This is a genomic window from Thalassotalea montiporae (genome assembly GCF_053485855.1).
In genome coordinates this window covers 755208-770475 of sequence record NZ_JBQRUO010000001.1, presented here as the reverse complement: position 1 = coordinate 770475, position 15268 = coordinate 755208, and the positions used below count along the sequence as shown (strand labels likewise).

The 15268-nt window shown below is 44.8% G+C and carries 13 protein-coding genes; 2 read left to right on the top strand and 11 right to left on the bottom strand.

Annotated features, from left to right (window positions below):
* Nucleotides 1-128: 128 nt before the first annotated feature.
* Complete coding sequence (locus ACSLUR_RS03320) at nucleotides 129-785, bottom strand: CPBP family intramembrane glutamic endopeptidase (RefSeq protein WP_448551778.1); 657 nt, start codon at nucleotides 783-785, stop codon at nucleotides 129-131.
* Between the two features lie 214 nt (nucleotides 786-999).
* Between ACSLUR_RS03320 and ACSLUR_RS03315 the strand changes: the two genes are divergently transcribed.
* On the top strand, nucleotides 1000-1506 hold the full coding sequence (locus tag ACSLUR_RS03315; protein WP_448551776.1) for a PepSY domain-containing protein: 507 nt from the start codon (nucleotides 1000-1002) through the stop codon (nucleotides 1504-1506).
* Nucleotides 1507-1562: 56 nt separating this feature from the next.
* On the opposite strand, the gene mtnP is transcribed toward ACSLUR_RS03315, so the two are convergent.
* Genes mtnP through ACSLUR_RS03265 form a run of 10 tightly spaced genes read right to left on the bottom strand, consistent with a single transcriptional unit; the run spans nucleotide 1563 to nucleotide 13208 of the window.
* Nucleotides 1563-2411, bottom strand: a complete 849-nt coding sequence (gene mtnP / locus ACSLUR_RS03310; RefSeq protein WP_448551774.1) for an S-methyl-5'-thioadenosine phosphorylase — start codon at nucleotides 2409-2411, stop codon at nucleotides 1563-1565.
* 38 nt (nucleotides 2412-2449) lie between these two features.
* The gene (locus ACSLUR_RS03305) at nucleotides 2450-3367 is read right to left on the bottom strand and encodes a radical SAM protein (RefSeq protein ID WP_448551772.1); all 918 of its coding nucleotides are present in this window, start codon (nucleotides 3365-3367) and stop codon (nucleotides 2450-2452) included.
* Entirely contained in the window at nucleotides 3367-4416 is a 1050-nt protein-coding gene (locus ACSLUR_RS03300; protein WP_448551770.1) for a methyltransferase domain-containing protein, read from the bottom strand. Before ACSLUR_RS03300 ends, ACSLUR_RS03305 begins: the two co-directional genes overlap by 1 nt.
* A complete protein-coding gene (locus tag ACSLUR_RS03295) occupies nucleotides 4401-5108 on the bottom strand; it encodes a TIGR04282 family arsenosugar biosynthesis glycosyltransferase (protein ID WP_448551768.1) in 708 nt (235 codons plus the stop codon). Before ACSLUR_RS03295 ends, ACSLUR_RS03300 begins: the two co-directional genes overlap by 16 nt.
* Nucleotides 5095-6090 carry a DUF547 domain-containing protein gene (locus ACSLUR_RS03290; RefSeq protein ID WP_448551766.1) on the bottom strand — a complete coding sequence of 332 codons (996 nt, stop codon included), beginning with the start codon at nucleotides 6088-6090 and terminating at the stop codon, nucleotides 5095-5097. The genes ACSLUR_RS03295 and ACSLUR_RS03290 overlap by 14 nt, the downstream gene beginning before the upstream one ends.
* The gene (locus ACSLUR_RS03285) at nucleotides 6090-6893 is read right to left on the bottom strand and encodes a glycosyltransferase family 2 protein (protein WP_448551764.1); all 804 of its coding nucleotides are present in this window, start codon (nucleotides 6891-6893) and stop codon (nucleotides 6090-6092) included. Before ACSLUR_RS03285 ends, ACSLUR_RS03290 begins: the two co-directional genes overlap by 1 nt.
* On the bottom strand, nucleotides 6886-9222 hold the full coding sequence (locus ACSLUR_RS03280) for an NAD(P)-binding domain-containing protein (RefSeq protein ID WP_448551762.1): 2337 nt from the start codon (nucleotides 9220-9222) through the stop codon (nucleotides 6886-6888). The genes ACSLUR_RS03285 and ACSLUR_RS03280 overlap by 8 nt, the downstream gene beginning before the upstream one ends.
* Nucleotides 9216-10814 (bottom strand): MptA/MptB family glycosyltransferase, encoded by a 1599-nt coding sequence (locus tag ACSLUR_RS03275; RefSeq protein ID WP_448551760.1) that lies wholly within the window; start codon nucleotides 10812-10814, stop codon nucleotides 9216-9218. Before ACSLUR_RS03275 ends, ACSLUR_RS03280 begins: the two co-directional genes overlap by 7 nt.
* Before the next feature lie 5 nt (nucleotides 10815-10819).
* Nucleotides 10820-12343, bottom strand: a complete 1524-nt coding sequence (locus tag ACSLUR_RS03270) for a glycosyltransferase (RefSeq protein WP_448551758.1) — start codon at nucleotides 12341-12343, stop codon at nucleotides 10820-10822.
* 4 nt (nucleotides 12344-12347) lie between these two features.
* Nucleotides 12348-13208 (bottom strand): hypothetical protein, encoded by an 861-nt coding sequence (locus tag ACSLUR_RS03265; RefSeq protein WP_115999313.1) that lies wholly within the window; start codon nucleotides 13206-13208, stop codon nucleotides 12348-12350.
* A gap of 495 nt (nucleotides 13209-13703) precedes the next feature.
* On the opposite strand from ACSLUR_RS03265, the gene ACSLUR_RS03260 reads away from it, so the two are divergent.
* The gene (locus ACSLUR_RS03260) at nucleotides 13704-15212 is read left to right on the top strand and encodes an FAD-binding domain-containing protein (protein WP_448551756.1); all 1509 of its coding nucleotides are present in this window, start codon (nucleotides 13704-13706) and stop codon (nucleotides 15210-15212) included.
* Nucleotides 15213-15268: the final 56 nt, after the last annotated feature.

Sequence of the window (15268 nt, the reverse complement as noted above, 5' to 3'; positions counted from 1 at the left end):
AGTTTTAGCTAAGAAAACATATGATATTTTACATATTCGAATTTTCACATATTAAAATAACGAGTGCAACCTATAACTTATTTTCATCTAACTTTTCGTGACTCAAGTTTCTAGGAGCGTACTGATTCTCAGGCCTGTAATTCGAAAAAGTGTCCCAAGCCAAGAGTAAATAGCCACACGCCCCATAAACTATGCTCTAAAGCAACCAGTAAGGTTGAGCGTGATACCGCATAAGTCCTGCTAAAACAATAACCTGCAAGGGTAGACAGGAGCACAGCAACCCAATTGCCATAAATAATGTGAGCAAAACCAAAGCTCGTAGAACTTAGCCAAATTCGATGGCGCTTACGCGGCAATATGGTTTTATAACGGTGAAAGAGAAAGGTGCGAAAAATAACTTCCTGCGGCAAAGCAGAAAACAGTGGGTAGAGGAAGAGTAACAACAACCACGTTTTCGGCCCTTCAATCGGTAATTTGAATAAAGATTCCGGCGCGATAAGTGCGAAAACTAATGTGCTACCAAGCATCACGCCAAAGAACAACCAAAGTGTGTTCGCAATGCGTTTGTTAAACCCTAATTTATTTGTGAGTCGAAAGCGCTTAAAGCGCTCATCAGAGATCAATAACCACAAACAAATGGCACCAATCACAGTTAATATCGGCAGCACCCAGTATGTTATCAAATGATTAAACTGCCACAGGAGCAATGGTAACAATAAGAATAACAATGTAAGTTCAAGCCAAGATTTAAACGATGAACGGCGGGTTAAGCTAGATGGTTTCACTGGCGCTATCTCAGCAATATTCGTTAGAATGAGCGATTATTTAATCTTAGTTCAAGCCATACGTTTTTTGTTCAAGCCATGCCTTGAGGCTATTTACTGCTGCCAATCCTATTTACACTGAGTTGGTAGATTGCTAACCGATTTGTTAGCGGCTAAGTCTGATATGGAAAACAAGCACTAAGGTTGAGACGTTATCTTGATATGAAAATATAAAATGAAGTTTGCCAAGTTAAACCGTACGATTCACAAGTGGGCTAGTGTGTTAATTGCCCTACCTTTATTACTTGTCATAGTGACAGGAATTCTACTATTAGTGAGAAAAGAGTTTGCTGTCTTACAGCCGCCAACTCAGCATGGTATCAGCGCTATACCTAGCCTTGATTTTTCCACCATACTGGCACAAACCAAGACGATTGAGCAGGCAAACGTCTCAACTTGGCAAGACATAGATCGGTTAGATATTCGCCCAAGTAAAGGCGTGATTAAAGTGCGAACTAAAAGTTCATGGGAAGTTCAGCTCGACAGCCAAACAGGTAAAGTGCTGCAAGTGGCTTACCGTAATTCAGAGTTTATCGAAAGCTTACACGACGGTACTTTCTTTCAAAAACAAGCCAATTTATGGCTAATGCTGCCCGTTGCTATAGTGTTGCTATTACTCTGGCTAACTGGCTTGTATTTGTTCTGCTTACCTTACGTTAAAAAGTGGCGCAGAAAGGACTAAAAAATGCCTTGCAGCTGCCAATGTGCAAGGCATTCAACTCGACTTTCTAAGAGTTTTTAGCTGCTTAACACCGCTAATAACTCTTTAGCCTCTGGTGATAAGGCAGATTCTGGCGTTAACACTGCACTTGCCAACGCGTTTCGACAACCGCATGACTCATCTGTCTGATAAGTTTTAATAAACGACTCCAGTACCGACTTTGCTTTTGTTAAGCTTTCGCCATAACGACTGATCACTTGCTCCACACTCACATGTTGGCTAGGGTCATCTTGCCAACAATCGTAATCTGTCGCGATGCCAATGGTGCAGTAGCAAATTTGTGCTTCGCGCGCTAAAAATGCTTCTGGTACATTTGTCATGCCCACTAAATCACAAGCAGCGGCATTTTTTAAAAACAGACTTTCCGCTTTACTACCAAGACGCGGGCCATCAACACAAGCATAGGTTTTGTTGTCGTGGATGGTTACCTCAAGGTTATTAGCGGCCGCCACGATACCTTGTGCTAAGTGTTTGCAGCTAGGCTCGGCGGTTGATACATGAGCAACCAAGCCGTTACCAAAGAAGCTCTTGGCACGGCTGCCTTTAATAAAATCAAAATACTGCCCGCAAATGGCTAAGTCGCCGGGCGCAATTTCCTGCTGCAAACTACCAACAGCTGAAAAACCCACTATTTGAGTAACACCAAGCGACTTAAGCGCCCAAATATTTGCTTGATAATTGACTTCACTCGGCAACAGTTGATGACTATTGCCATGTCTTGGTAGAAAAAAAACCGTTTGCCCTAGATAACTGCCCTGCTTAATGGTGGCAGAAGGTTTACCAAATGGCGTATCAATCTCATGCTCCTGCGCTACTGCTAAGCCATCGATTTGATAAATACCTGTGCCACCGATAATTGCTAACATTTAATAATTCTCCCAACTAAATTCCGAAAAAAATAAGGTTATTCACTACAACTGGCGCCATGAGCAAAACAGCTGTAGCACCTGTGATGCTTCATACTAATACGAGCGCTCATGCTATCGCTGAGCGTATTGGCTAAGTGATAATCCTCGTCATCATCCACTAAGGTGCAAGCGTATACCTGCATTTGATCATTTTTTTTGATAATCATTTTAGAGTTGCTACACATGTAATTTTTGCGTTGCTGCTCGGTTTGATACGTAACCATACAATGGCTGCTAATGTGCGGCACGTCAGCAATGCTGCCCGGTGGTAAGAAGTCTGGAAAAGCAACAATATTAAGATCTTCAGGTAAGCCATTTAAGGCAAATAAATCCTGAAATTGCTTAGTGACTTGATCGCTATTTTCGTCAGCCGACATATGTCGCGCCACAGACACTTTAAAGCCTGCTCGATGTAGTTTTTTTAAGCCACTAATCGCTAATGCAAAATTGCCTTGCCCCCGCCCAGCATCATGGCTTTGGCTTTCGGCTGAGTCTAAGCTGATGCGCAGCGAGATGGGGTGTTTACATTCGCTACTTGCCGCCAAAGCTTGAAGTGCAGGTAAGCGTTTAATCAGTGGCGTAGTGCCGTTAGTGAGCACAAGGCAAGGTCGAAACTGGCTAGCATACGCTAAGATGTCAATCATATCTTTGAGCAAAAATGGCTCGCCGCCGGTAAAAGAAAACTGCTTAACCCCTAAAGCAAGTGCCTCATCAATAAAAGGTTTTACCTCACTCAGTTTTGGTCCTTGCAGACGCTTACTGCTCGGGCTTGAGCCCTCTAAGCAAAAACTACATTCGAGGTTGCAGCGAGTGCCAGTATGAAACCAAAGTTCATCAAGCGCGTGGGGGATAATATAACCACGCTCTTCACCCGTAGGCGTTTTATACCAGCTTTCGCTATGTTGCTTGTTCATTAACAGCAGCCCGAAGTCGTTGTACTCGTTTTTGCTTTAGGCTGATTAGTGGCACATGACGGAGAGCGCTTAAACGCCCCTAAATGTTGGCTAAAGTCACCGACAAATTCAAAGTGTGACTTGAACCGACTGTGCGCTAGCATTTGCCATGTATTGCCGCTTACCTTAACTTTTTCGCCTTTAGCAAAATAGTTATCTTGGTCGAACTGTAAAGCGTCTGGGTGACTCGTTACAGTGCCTTGATAAACGACAAAAAGGCCATAGTCCTCTTGATTAACCTCTAACTCAGGTGCTTTAAACAAGCGATAGGTATTAGAGTGAAATTTAATACCTTGTACACGTTCAATGATTTCAGGGTTGTCTATGGTGATTTCTCGGCGCTCAACTAATCGAGGATCGGCAAAGCCAACCTGTTTAGCCAATTCAATAAAGTCACCTTGATATAAAGCGCCACTGAGGCACTCACCGTAAAGTAGTGGATCGTTTTTCAGGTGCTCAGGAATACGGCGATCGGCATAAACATCGGCAAAATACATTTCACCGCCATTTTTTAACAGCGCATAAGCTTGCTTTAGCACCGCTTCTTTATCTGGCGATAAATTGATCACACAATTGGAAACGATCACATCAATGCTATTCTCAGCCAGACCAAGCTGGTCGAGTTTTTCAATATAACCAAGCTTAAACTCAGTATTTGCATGCTGATAACCAAATTTTTGCTGGTGAAATGCCAAGTGTTTGTTGGCCACTGCTAGCTGCTCTTCAGTCATATCAACGCCAGTAACAAAACCGTGCTCCCCTACCATTTGCGCCAAGGCATAGCAGTCGCGGCCTGCGCCACAGCCAAGATCGAGAATATGACAATCGGTTAGGCTTTCTGGCGTCACTAAGCCACAACCGTAGTATTTTGCTAGCACTTCATCGTGAATGTTCGCCAATACGGTTTTCACATCGGTCGTTAAATTGCTGTCTGTACAACAAGCATTCGTTTGTAAATCCTCGCTCGATTGTAGGGTTTTACCATAATATTCTTTTACTGCATCGTGCATGAGTCACTCTCTTCTAACGTTAATATGGTCGCTATGTATTGCAATAGTTTTTGTCGTGCAGGTCGCTGTTCGCCCGCTAAGTCGCGATATAAGGTAATAAGATCGCACTTTTCATCAATGTCATAACCTGGGGTGTGATAACCAACCGACAAGCCCCAGCTATGGCAACAAGCCGCCAGTGATGCGCCTAAATAAGACGAGCTCCATGGCAGATTGGTTAAATCAGGCCAAGGCTGAGCATTTGACATAATCACAACACCGCCATCGGCCGCCATGTTGAGCACAATATCGTCTTTCGCTAGCATATCGGCTAAGCCGACATAGTGTGCCTGCCTAAGCATCGGCGCATCGGTACCAATAAAGGCCAACTTTTGATGGCCCTGACTTCGCAAGTGTTTGTCGATGTGGTTAAGTCGTTGGCCTAAGTTACCACCGCCTTGATAAATCACCTGAGCTTGCTGCTCTTTCGCTTGGCTAATTAAAGCCTGCCCCCACGCTAAATCTTCTTGATGAGCAACCGCTAAAACGACATTGCCCGACCAAGCTTGAGCGTCTTCAATAGCGCAAGCTAACAACAACTGGGCAATATCAAATGCCGCATCAGCACCTATGGTTTGTGCCAAGCGTTGCTTGCCCTGATGTAGTTTGGGGCGCTTACACATAATCACTAGGCTTGGATTAGTTGTTGTCATCTTGGGTCTCTATTGCGGTTTTATCTAGGTTTTGCATTGCTGTATTCAAAGCTGCGTCAATCGGTTGATTAAGTTGCCAGTTATATTGATAGTTAATATCGCCATTAAATTTCGTTAGTGCACTGGCAAGTTCAGGTTCGGCATAGCGGATAAGGTGAGCAAGCAGCGCATTCTGGTCTTCGCCAAAGTCAGTACCGAACCAGTTATAAATACTTGATAAGGTAAGCTGGGTATCAGCCAAGTTCACTGCTCTAGGGTGATTAACAAAAGCCTTTGCTGCGGTGTTTAGTTGTTGCTCCAACTCGTTTGCCGTGATCGCTTGCAATGGTAAATTGGGGCAGCCGCGACTAGCGCAATTAATCACGTAATGCACTCTTGGTTCTTGCCAAATGCTGCGCAATATACCGTGTTCAATTTGATTCAAACTCAACGCTTGCCCAGCTACCTGAGCGACTTTGATGTCCCAAGGACCAATAATTTCTCCTAAGCTATCAAACGGCAGTTGATGAATTTCGCGTATACTGGCAATCGGGTAGTGATCGAGCACAAGCTTTACCGTCAGTGCGTTGTATAAATTGATCCAATAAGCAAATTGCTCACGATGATTAAATGCTCGCGGGTCGATATCTTGCAAAGCCTGAAGATAAGCGTTCAACTGTTGTTTATCTTGCTCGTTAACTGCTTGGTAATCGAATACTGTCGCCGATAACGGTTCAGAGTAACGAGCATACTTCGCCAGTAGCTGTTGCCAAGACTGATGGGCAATGGTTTTGGTATTCTCAGCCGCGAAAGCTTCTTGATTCAGCTGCCAGTATTCAATTGGCTTGGCGGTGCGCGCTTGATACAAATCATAGCCCAAAGTAGCTAGTAGCAAGGTGCAAGCGACTAACAAGCCAAAAATAACTTCAAAAAGCGCAGACCGATCAAACGTGTTTGGGTTTGGCTTAGCTTGGACGGGCTTAGCGGCATTGAGCACTGTCATTACTGAGTATTCTCTTTTGTTGGCGACAGCTCAGGGCCACTAAAACCAAATAAACGCAACCTTGCGATCATGGTTAAAATGCCAATGCCAGCCAGCACAGTACCTTTAACCGTGCCACTGATTTTTGATTGCCCTATTCTGACTTTAGAATCAACTGGATACTCACTAGTTTTAAGTTGCAGCATGGCCGCTTTGACTTGCATTTCAACAGTCCAACCAAAGGTTTGATCTGCCATGGCTAACTGTTTCAATGCGCTTTGACGAATAGCACGAAAAGGCCCTAAATCGGTGACTGGCTGACGCCAGAACAGCCGAATTAATCGCGATGATAACCAGTTACCAAACAGCTGAGGCGGTGTTAACGCCCCTTGTTCAATCGTCCCAAGTGTACGAGAGCCAATCGCCATATCATCACCACTAGCAATACCAGCCAATAGTCGCTCTGCTTGCTCAATAAAGCAGGAGTCATCGCCATCGACAAACAGAATGATGTCGTACGCTTGCTGTTTCTTGTTTTGTAGGTTCTTGAGTTGCTCTTGTTCCAGCCATTCGAGCGCCGTTAGGCAGGCAATACCGTAACCGGGCTGGTTTTGCCTGACGACATGAGCACCTGCCGCCTCAGCATTGGCTGCGGTTGCATCAGTAGAGCCATTATCACAAACCACCACCTGATCAATCACCGCAGTCGCTTGCCCTTTGTCATTGTTGGAGGTCAAACCCACAAGCTGACTAACCACTTTACCGATAGCCTGCTCTTCGTTCAGCGCTGGAATAACCGCAGCAACGCGAAAACCTTTATACATTTTTAACCTCAATAATTTCAGCCATTTGTACGCGGCTGGCAGCAAGCTTACCGGTTTTGACAACTTGTGAGGTAGCACGGTCAATTTCAGCAAAGCTCAATGTGCCAGTTGGACAAACTTGCACACATGCCGAGCAGCGAACACATTGCGGGTCAACCATTGGCTTACCCTTTTGCGCAAAGGCCATCACATCAATACCTTGATGACATTGACTGGTACATTGGTTACAGCTAATACACTTAGATTTGTCTGCTGCAATCGCAAACTTACTGAATCGCGCGTAGATGTGCATTAACGCGGCAAGCGGACAGGCAAAGCGACACCAAGTACGGCCAGAATATTTAAAGTACAAACCAAACCCTAAGACCCCAGCCATAAAGGTATCCACGACCCATTTCCAGCTAAACGCATTGACCAGTTCATAATTTTGGTTCTCACCTTTTAAAAGCAAGTTGAACATTGAATTCATCCAGCTTTCAGGGTAAATCCAGCCCAAGATACGAATAAATAGCATGACAAAGGCCGCGAGTAAGATAACTTGGCCAAGCATATTCAGCTTGTTCCAGTTTTTGCCGTGCGGCATTTTATGGCGCTGTTGATCGCCCATGGTTTCAGCCATTGCGCCACAAGAGCAAATCCAGCTGCAGTAAGCGCCCTTGCCCCATTTGTAAACAATCAAAGGAATGATCACGAATGTTTGCACCACGGCTATCGCCAACCAAGCCACCTGAGGTTGATCGGTAAACACTGTGTATACACCAAGCGGCCACGCAAAGATAAAACTGTAGGCATGCCAGTAAGCTCGTGGGTGCCCCCAATCAGGCCAAACGTGGTTGGCTAAGTCTTGCGCTGAAATATATGAAGGGAACAAAGCATCCCCCACCGCTTTGCCCCAACCTGCATCAAAGCCGCCGTTGTAACCAATCCAAGGGAGAATTATTTCCGGTAGTAAAAACAGTGGAAACAGTTGAATGGTAAACAGCACACTAGTTTGTACCGTGACATACGGGGTTTTACTACGTTGGATTCGCTGCCATCCAAATATGGCGATCAAAGTGGTATATAAAAAGGTGTAATAGAAGGAGCGACTTTTTAATGACATGGCGATAGTGCCGATCAAGGTCGACCTGTCTTCAACCTGCGCAGACCACCAGTTGCCAAGGCCACTGATCACCTCAGGCATGTTATTGGGGAAGGTAAAAGTAGACCAAAATGAGTTTACAAAGCCATAGCCTTTCCAGTCATACAGGGCAAACATCGCAAGCATAAACAAAGCAAAGGCTAACCAACCTGAAAAGCTGCTTTCACCACTAATTTGGATTTTACTGCGGCGGAAAAATTCGAGTGGAGCCTCCCGGCCTGTCGCCAATAGCACTTCATCATTGGCTAGGGTTTGTTGCTCGCCCTTTTTGTTGGTGAGGTTAACGGCATCTTCGGTAATTTCAGTCACCTGAGTTGACATTTTTAAGTCAAGTTGGCCTGCCTCAACCAACTGGTTCACTTGCTCAATATTCTCTGGTTTTGGGCGCGAAAACTCGGCTTGACGATGGCACAGCGTTACTTGTGCCTCATAATTAGCACAGCTAATTGCCGCTTCTAGGGCACTATCACCACCGCCAACCACAAGTAGTTTTTTCCCTTGATATTGGCTCGGGTCAATTAAGCGATTACTGACTTTTTCGAGTGTTTCGCCGGGCACATTAAGCTTGCGGTAATTACCTGAGCGACCAATAGCCACAATAATGCGATGCGCCGAAATACGCTCGCCACTGTCAAGCATTGCATGCAAGTGTCCGCCTTTGCGCTCAATATGGGTAACATTTGCAATCTCAGGGTTGATATCATGGCGCTTAGCATCCGCTTGCAAGCTGGTTAACAAGCTTTCTTTGTCAACAACCTCTTGACCAAATTGGAGCTTGCCACTTGGCGTCATCTCAGTGGGATAAGTATAAATCGGCTTACCGTGAGGAAAGTTATTGATGGTTGAGAACGGTGCGTTAGCTTCAATCAGCTTAAAGCTCAACCCAGCTTCTTTGGCGGAAATTGCCGCCGAGTAACCACTGACACCACCACCAATAATAACGATATCAGCAACCTCAGCTGTATGTTTGCGATTACTGAAGCTGGTATCGGCCAGTATGTCTTGAACAGCTTTTGCACCAGTGTCGGCAGAAAACTTTAACAATGGCACGCCAGTTAAGTCACCAACAATATAGGTACCGGGAATATTAGTGGTGCCATTAGCTTGGCTTACCGGTAGTTTTTCTACTTTGGCGTCAGGCCATTGACCATGTAACCAATGATGATATTTACTTACTATAGCTAACATGAAAACCTCTTTTGGGGCGACGAAAGTTCGCCCTCGGTAATAGTTTGTTTCTTCCACCTTGTGACGCCGGCATAAATTAAACTCAGCAATGCAAAGAGATAAGCACCAGCCAACAAATTGATAGGCCATTGCGCTGGTTGCCAAATTTGGCAACAAACAAACTGATCCAGTACTTCATAGGTAAATGGCATAACACCAAGAATGAGTAATAACGCAAGATTGGGTTTTAACGCGACGAGTGCCGCCAACGGCATTAAGTACCAAGGAAATAATACTGGACTAATAAATAATGGAATAAAGAGCGCAAGCTGACAGGCGCTAACTAAATCGTTAGAAAGCAGAGTTTGCTCATTATTTGCGACGGGCTTTTGAGCGTTCGCTTGCTGACGGCTAGCCAAGTAACCCACAATGGCAATTAAGCTTAAGGTTACACCTGCTAATGCGGCAATAAACGCTTGAGTGCCTAGCGGGGTTAACAAGGAAAATAGCGGTGCAGCAAAGCGCCATTTCTCAAAAAACACACCGATACTGCCCACAGGGTATAGCCCTAATGCCAAGGTAATAGCGTAGCCAAGACTAATCGTCGCAATGGCACTAGCAACTAACGTTATTGCTCGGCGCAACGAGAAGTTAGCAAACACAAGTGGCATTAACAGTACCAGCGGCAATATTTTAGTGAGGACGCCAAGTCCGACACAAATCCCCGTTAAAACGAGTTTGTTACGCTGCCAGCAATAAAGCGCAGCGACTATCGCTAACGTTGAAAAGGCATCGACATGCAGGGCTGCACCCGTCTCGATAATGACTATCGGTGACAATGCAATCAGCGGTAAATGTACCAGCTTGTTATGGGCTTTAAGCAATAAAAACATTAGCCATAGCGAGGCAATGCTGGCGCAGGTTAACATCAACTGCCACAGCGATTGAGCGTGGTCGATTCCCACACTGGCAGCAAGGCTAAATAATGCCAACGCTAACGGTGGATAAAGTGTTGGATAGGCGGCGTGCTCTGCTGGTGGCTGCCATATTGTTCTAAGCTCAACAAGCGCAGGGTCATCATGGCTAACTTGATAAGGATCTAAACCAGTCAGTGCGATACGGCCGTCAAATAGGTAACGGTCAACATCGTTTGAAGTGTATGGTTCAACACCAAGTAAAACAATGCGCGCTAAGATGCCCGCTGCCAAGATCAACCAGCTAGCGCGAGTCATACTCGCGGCAAAGGAAGTATTTTGCTGAGTTTTTTGCTGATATGCGCGCACAGAATACCAAGCCACTAACATGCACAAGCACATCAAGGTAAATTGGACGATAACTAAATTGCCCATCCCCCACTGTACTAGATCCGAATTTGCTAGGCTCCAGCCATCACCGCCAAGCTCAATAGTAGTTGACGTGATAGCTGCCTGTGACAATTGGCTGTGCACCTCACTTAACCAATGACTCATTGATGCCACTAAGACCGCACCAACCAAGCTTGCATAAAGTAGCCAAGACCTGCGACTGTGAACAGTCGTCGCGTGAAGACCTGAACAGGCCAACTTAGTTAACGTGTCTGAGGTTATGGTATTAGTGGCTATCGTGCGAGTCACGGCAGTTACTCTTGCTGATGTTTTTGATAGCTGCGCATACTGTGAATTGAGGTTGTTAAAAAACCTAGTAACAGTAGCAACAAAAACGGTGCCATAAACCAATGATCATTGGCAATCGCCCAAATCAAGACAAAGCCATAAACAACAGCAACAGCAAATTCAAATAGTGCACCACGCGGCGCTACTGCTCGATAAAGCTTGGCTGAAAGTATGCTGGATTTAGCGGCCTTGGTTTCTGGTGTTGGCGTTTGGCTTTGTTGTTGCTCATCGCCTTCTACCAATTCACCACTTTTAGGAGTACGAACAAACTCACTTCGCTCACCGCGCAGCGCTTCGTAACCAGCTTTCGCATTATTGGTTGCTAGCTGTATACCAAGCAACATTAATCTTGGTAGGCGCAATGCAGCGCGCAACTTGGAGTGACCGAGGGCGACTTGACCGTAGAACAAGTAGATCAAATGGCTAGCCGACGCTAAGAATAGTAATGGTAAATCTAGCCATAACACATCGTAAAGGTCATAAGCTTGCCTTATCCACAAGGTCGGGATTAAGAACACTAAGGTGTCTATCAACATGATAAGATAAGCGAGATTATTTGACAGGTGAAAACTCGCTTCTACTTTCGTTTTTAGCGGTAATGATGAGCGCCAAACCGTAGGCAGCATCTTCAGCATCACCTCTACACCACCTTTAGCCCAACGATGTTGCTGGCTTTTAAACGCATTGATATCAGCAGGAATTTCACCCGCACAGCCAACATCATTTAAATACAGCATGCGCCAGCCTTTAAGTTGAGCGCGATAGCTTAAATCTAAATCTTCAGTTAGCGTATCCGCGCTCCAATGGCCGGAATCAACAATCGCCTTAGTTCGCCAAATACCGGCGGTGCCATTAAAGTTGAATAGCTTGTTACTGGCGCTGCGCACTTGCTGCTCAAGACTGAAGTGAGCATCAAGCATAATCGCCTGAGTTTGAGTCAGCTCGCTACTCGCTTTGTTTAAGTGCTCCCACCTAAACTGCACCATACCAATATCATCTTCAAAGAAATAATGGATATTGTTTTTCAGCAAGTCAGGCTCAGGTAAAAAGTCGGCGTCGAAAATAGCAATAAATTCGCCCGTTGCGGTTTCCATGGCATCTTTTAATGCGCCCGCTTTATAGCCGTGACGATTAGTGCGTTGCACATGATCTATATTGATACCGCGCTGTTGATGGTAACCAACACGCTCGGCGATAACATCGCTGGTACTGTCGTTAGAGTCATCGACAATTTGAATTTGCAATTTGTCTTGCGGGTAATCAAAGTCAGCAACAGCATCAACGATACGCTTAGCAACCAAGCGCTCATTGTACAGAGGGATCTGCACAGTGATGCTAGGTAAAGTGTCAAACTTTTGGGTTATTTGGGGCTTTTTATCGCGATATTTATAGCGACGAAAAACCATAGAAAGACGGTGCAAACCAAATAGTGATAGCACCAACAGTAAAATAAAGTGCCCGACTAGGACACATATTGCTATTAACGACATATGCTTAGAACACTCGTGTTAATCCAAGTTGAATGCTGTCACCTTCCAAGGTATTTTTGCCATAGATATCTTGGGTATAGGTAAGTTCAAGGCCCCATTTATTTTTTGAACTTGAATCAAACGTCCAACCAGCGGTCAATTCCCACTTACCAGAATCAAACTCCGGTACCACCAATAAGTTGGCATTGGTGTCACTAGCGTTGCTATCAGCATTCTCGGCACTAAGCACGCCATCAAGCTTAGTTCGCAAGTAGAGGTTTTTATTAACGCTGAAACCATATTCCAACAAGTAACGATATTCATCCGACGGCGCACCGCTGCGATAACGGTAGCCAAATTCTGCGCCTAAATAACCATATTGGTTTAAGCTCTTACCTAATAAGACTCTTAGCTCATAGTCTTCTTGACCATTACCTAAGGCGAGATCATCATCTTCATCGTATAAATAAGGTAGCTTTGCGAGGAAAGAGGTAGATAGGACAAAAGGATCCGCCTGCCATTGATAACGAATACCAATTTCAGCATCACCAAAGCCATTATTGGTTTGCTTAACATTATTGGCGTCTGTTTGCTCAAGCGATTGATAAAGTAATTGACCGTAAACGGCAAAATTGTTGCCTAAGCCATATTCACCATAAAAAGAAGTATTTTCACCAATAAATTCAGAGAAGTTATCGTTATCGCCTCTAAATTCATCCGCTTCGTAATAAGCGTAGGCAAGCTTGTTGTAACCTTCCCCTTGTTTAGGAACCCATGCACCCGCATTAGCTAGGCCTGAAGATAAAATAGCTGCAGCAGATACACCGATAACAGCTAGTGTCGGCTTTGAACGTTGAGATATTAAAAGCTTGCGCAAATTAAACATGTTTAACCCTCCTATTTTTTTATATAAACGGCCCTGTTAAAAACTAAGTAACCAACAAGGTATTGGTCGTACCTTTTAACTTAGGCAGCCAATAAGAGGACGTAAAAACAGATAAAGTTTCACAATTTTTTACAAGTTATAAAATCACTACAAAGCTGTGATAGTTTCGTTATAAACGTGATACTAATACAACAAAATCAAGGGTTTTAGCTTAATTAGTAGCCATGATTTAAACATCCGAGTAACACGGTAATCTCACTGAATAAAAGACTCGTACTAAACGACAATAATCCGCTTTTTCTCCAATCAGATTTTGATGCCAGCTTGTGTTAAATATTTTGTGGCGGTTAAATAATTGGTGGCGAAAGTTTGGCGCGAAAGTTTGGTGAACAAGCGTTTCTTGGCAAAGTATCAAACTTCAGTTGTCCGCATGTTTTGAGACCTATTAGCTAACCAAGGCCTTTGGGCGCTTTAATTCGGTGAAAACTCACATTTATGAGAAATGAAACACAACTGAGCAATGTGCAAACTGATATTGCCGTGGTTTGGTTAAAGCGAGATCTTCGACTAAGCGATCATCTTCCCCTGATGCTTGCCGCTCAAACTCGATTACCAGTTCTGCTTCTGTATATTGTTGAGGATATTATGGTTGCCGATGAGCATATGTCATTGCGGCATTGGCGGTTTATTTTCCAATCTTGGCAAAGCATCAATCAGTCACTTGCGCAGCTAAATGTTGACACTCGCTTACTGGTGCTTAAAGGCAACGCTATTGAGTGCCTCAATCAACTAACTCAGCTATTTAATCTTAGGTATATATTTAGCCACCAAGAAACGGGACTAGCTCACACCTTTACCCGTGACAAACAAGTTAAGAACTGGTGTCAGACGAACCGAGTTGTATGGCAAGAGTGTCAAGCGGGCGCTGTTGTTCGCGGCTTAAGCCATCGGCTTGATTGGGATAAGCGTTGGCAACACTATATGCGAGCACAATTGGTCAACGTAGATTTACCTAGTGTCAACTGGCTAACCATCCCCAACGTAACACTGCGTCAGCTGGATACATTTGAAGCGCCCGATAGCTGGCAAGTCGTTGATAGTAACTTTCAACAGGGTGGTGAACAGCAGGCACTAGAGACTCTTGCGTCATTCTTTATTGAACGCGGCCAGCGTTACCATTACTCAATATCAAGCCCAAGTGCCAGCCGCGAGGCTTGCTCTCGGCTCTCACCTTACCTGGCATGGGGCAATATTAGTCTGCGTCATGCTTACCAAGCCTTGTTAAGTCATTGGCAACGACCAGGCTGGCGCAGAGCACTTTCGGCACTTTCCTCACGGTTTCATTGGCATTGCCATTTTATTCAAAAATTTGAAGCCGAGCCTGAGCTAGAGTTTCAGCACCTAAATCCCGGTTACAATGATTTCCCTTACCAAAGTGGCGTAAATGCAGAACAAGCATTGACTGCTTGGCAAGACGGTAATACTGGCTACCCTCTCGTTGATGCTTGCATGCGTTGCTTGGCAGAAACCGGCTATATCAACTTTCGTATGCGCGCTATGCTGGTTAGCTTTTTATGTCATCATTTACTGCTTGATTGGCGCTTCGGCGTTAAACACCTTGCCCGTTATTTTCTCGACTACGAGCCAGGTATTCACTACACGCAATTTCAAATGCAAGCGGGCGTTACGGGGATTAATACCATTCGTGTCTATAACCCAGTCAAACAGTCTGAAGTGCAAGACCCTGACGGAACTTTTATCAAGCAATGGCTACCTGAGCTAGCTGAAATTCCTGCACCATTCATTCACAAGCCATGGGAGTTAACTCCTATGGAGCAACAAATGTATGATGTTCAGCTTGGTCAAGACTACCCAGAACGTATTGTTGATATCACCACCACAGGTAAGCAATCCAGAGATTTATTGTGGCGCTGGCGAAAACAGCCTGGAGTGGTAGTGCATATTAATGCCATTCTGGCTAAGCATGTTCGCCCCAGCCAATAGCGCCTTTTAACTCAAGTAAATGAGAGCGAGAAATAACACTGCCAACACCTGTTGAA

Coding starts and splice junctions, on each gene's coding strand:
- ACSLUR_RS03315 (WP_448551776.1), top strand. CDS start 1,000: ATGAAGTTTGCCAAGTTAAACCGTACGATTCACAAGTGGGCTAGTGTG.
- mtnP (WP_448551774.1), bottom strand. CDS start 2,411: ATGTTAGCAATTATCGGTGGCACAGGTATTTATCAAATCGATGGCTTA.
- ACSLUR_RS03305 (WP_448551772.1), bottom strand. CDS start 3,367: ATGAACAAGCAACATAGCGAAAGCTGGTATAAAACGCCTACGGGTGAA.
- ACSLUR_RS03300 (WP_448551770.1), bottom strand. CDS start 4,416: ATGCACGATGCAGTAAAAGAATATTATGGTAAAACCCTACAATCGAGC.
- ACSLUR_RS03295 (WP_448551768.1), bottom strand. CDS start 5,108: ATGACAACAACTAATCCAAGCCTAGTGATTATGTGTAAGCGCCCCAAA.
- ACSLUR_RS03290 (WP_448551766.1), bottom strand. CDS start 6,090: ATGACAGTGCTCAATGCCGCTAAGCCCGTCCAAGCTAAGCCAAACCCA.
- ACSLUR_RS03285 (WP_448551764.1), bottom strand. CDS start 6,893: ATGTATAAAGGTTTTCGCGTTGCTGCGGTTATTCCAGCGCTGAACGAA.
- ACSLUR_RS03280 (WP_448551762.1), bottom strand. CDS start 9,222: ATGTTAGCTATAGTAAGTAAATATCATCATTGGTTACATGGTCAATGG.
- ACSLUR_RS03270 (WP_448551758.1), bottom strand. CDS start 12,343: ATGTCGTTAATAGCAATATGTGTCCTAGTCGGGCACTTTATTTTACTG.
- ACSLUR_RS03265 (WP_115999313.1), bottom strand. CDS start 13,208: ATGTTTAATTTGCGCAAGCTTTTAATATCTCAACGTTCAAAGCCGACA.
- ACSLUR_RS03260 (WP_448551756.1), top strand. CDS start 13,704: ATGAGAAATGAAACACAACTGAGCAATGTGCAAACTGATATTGCCGTG.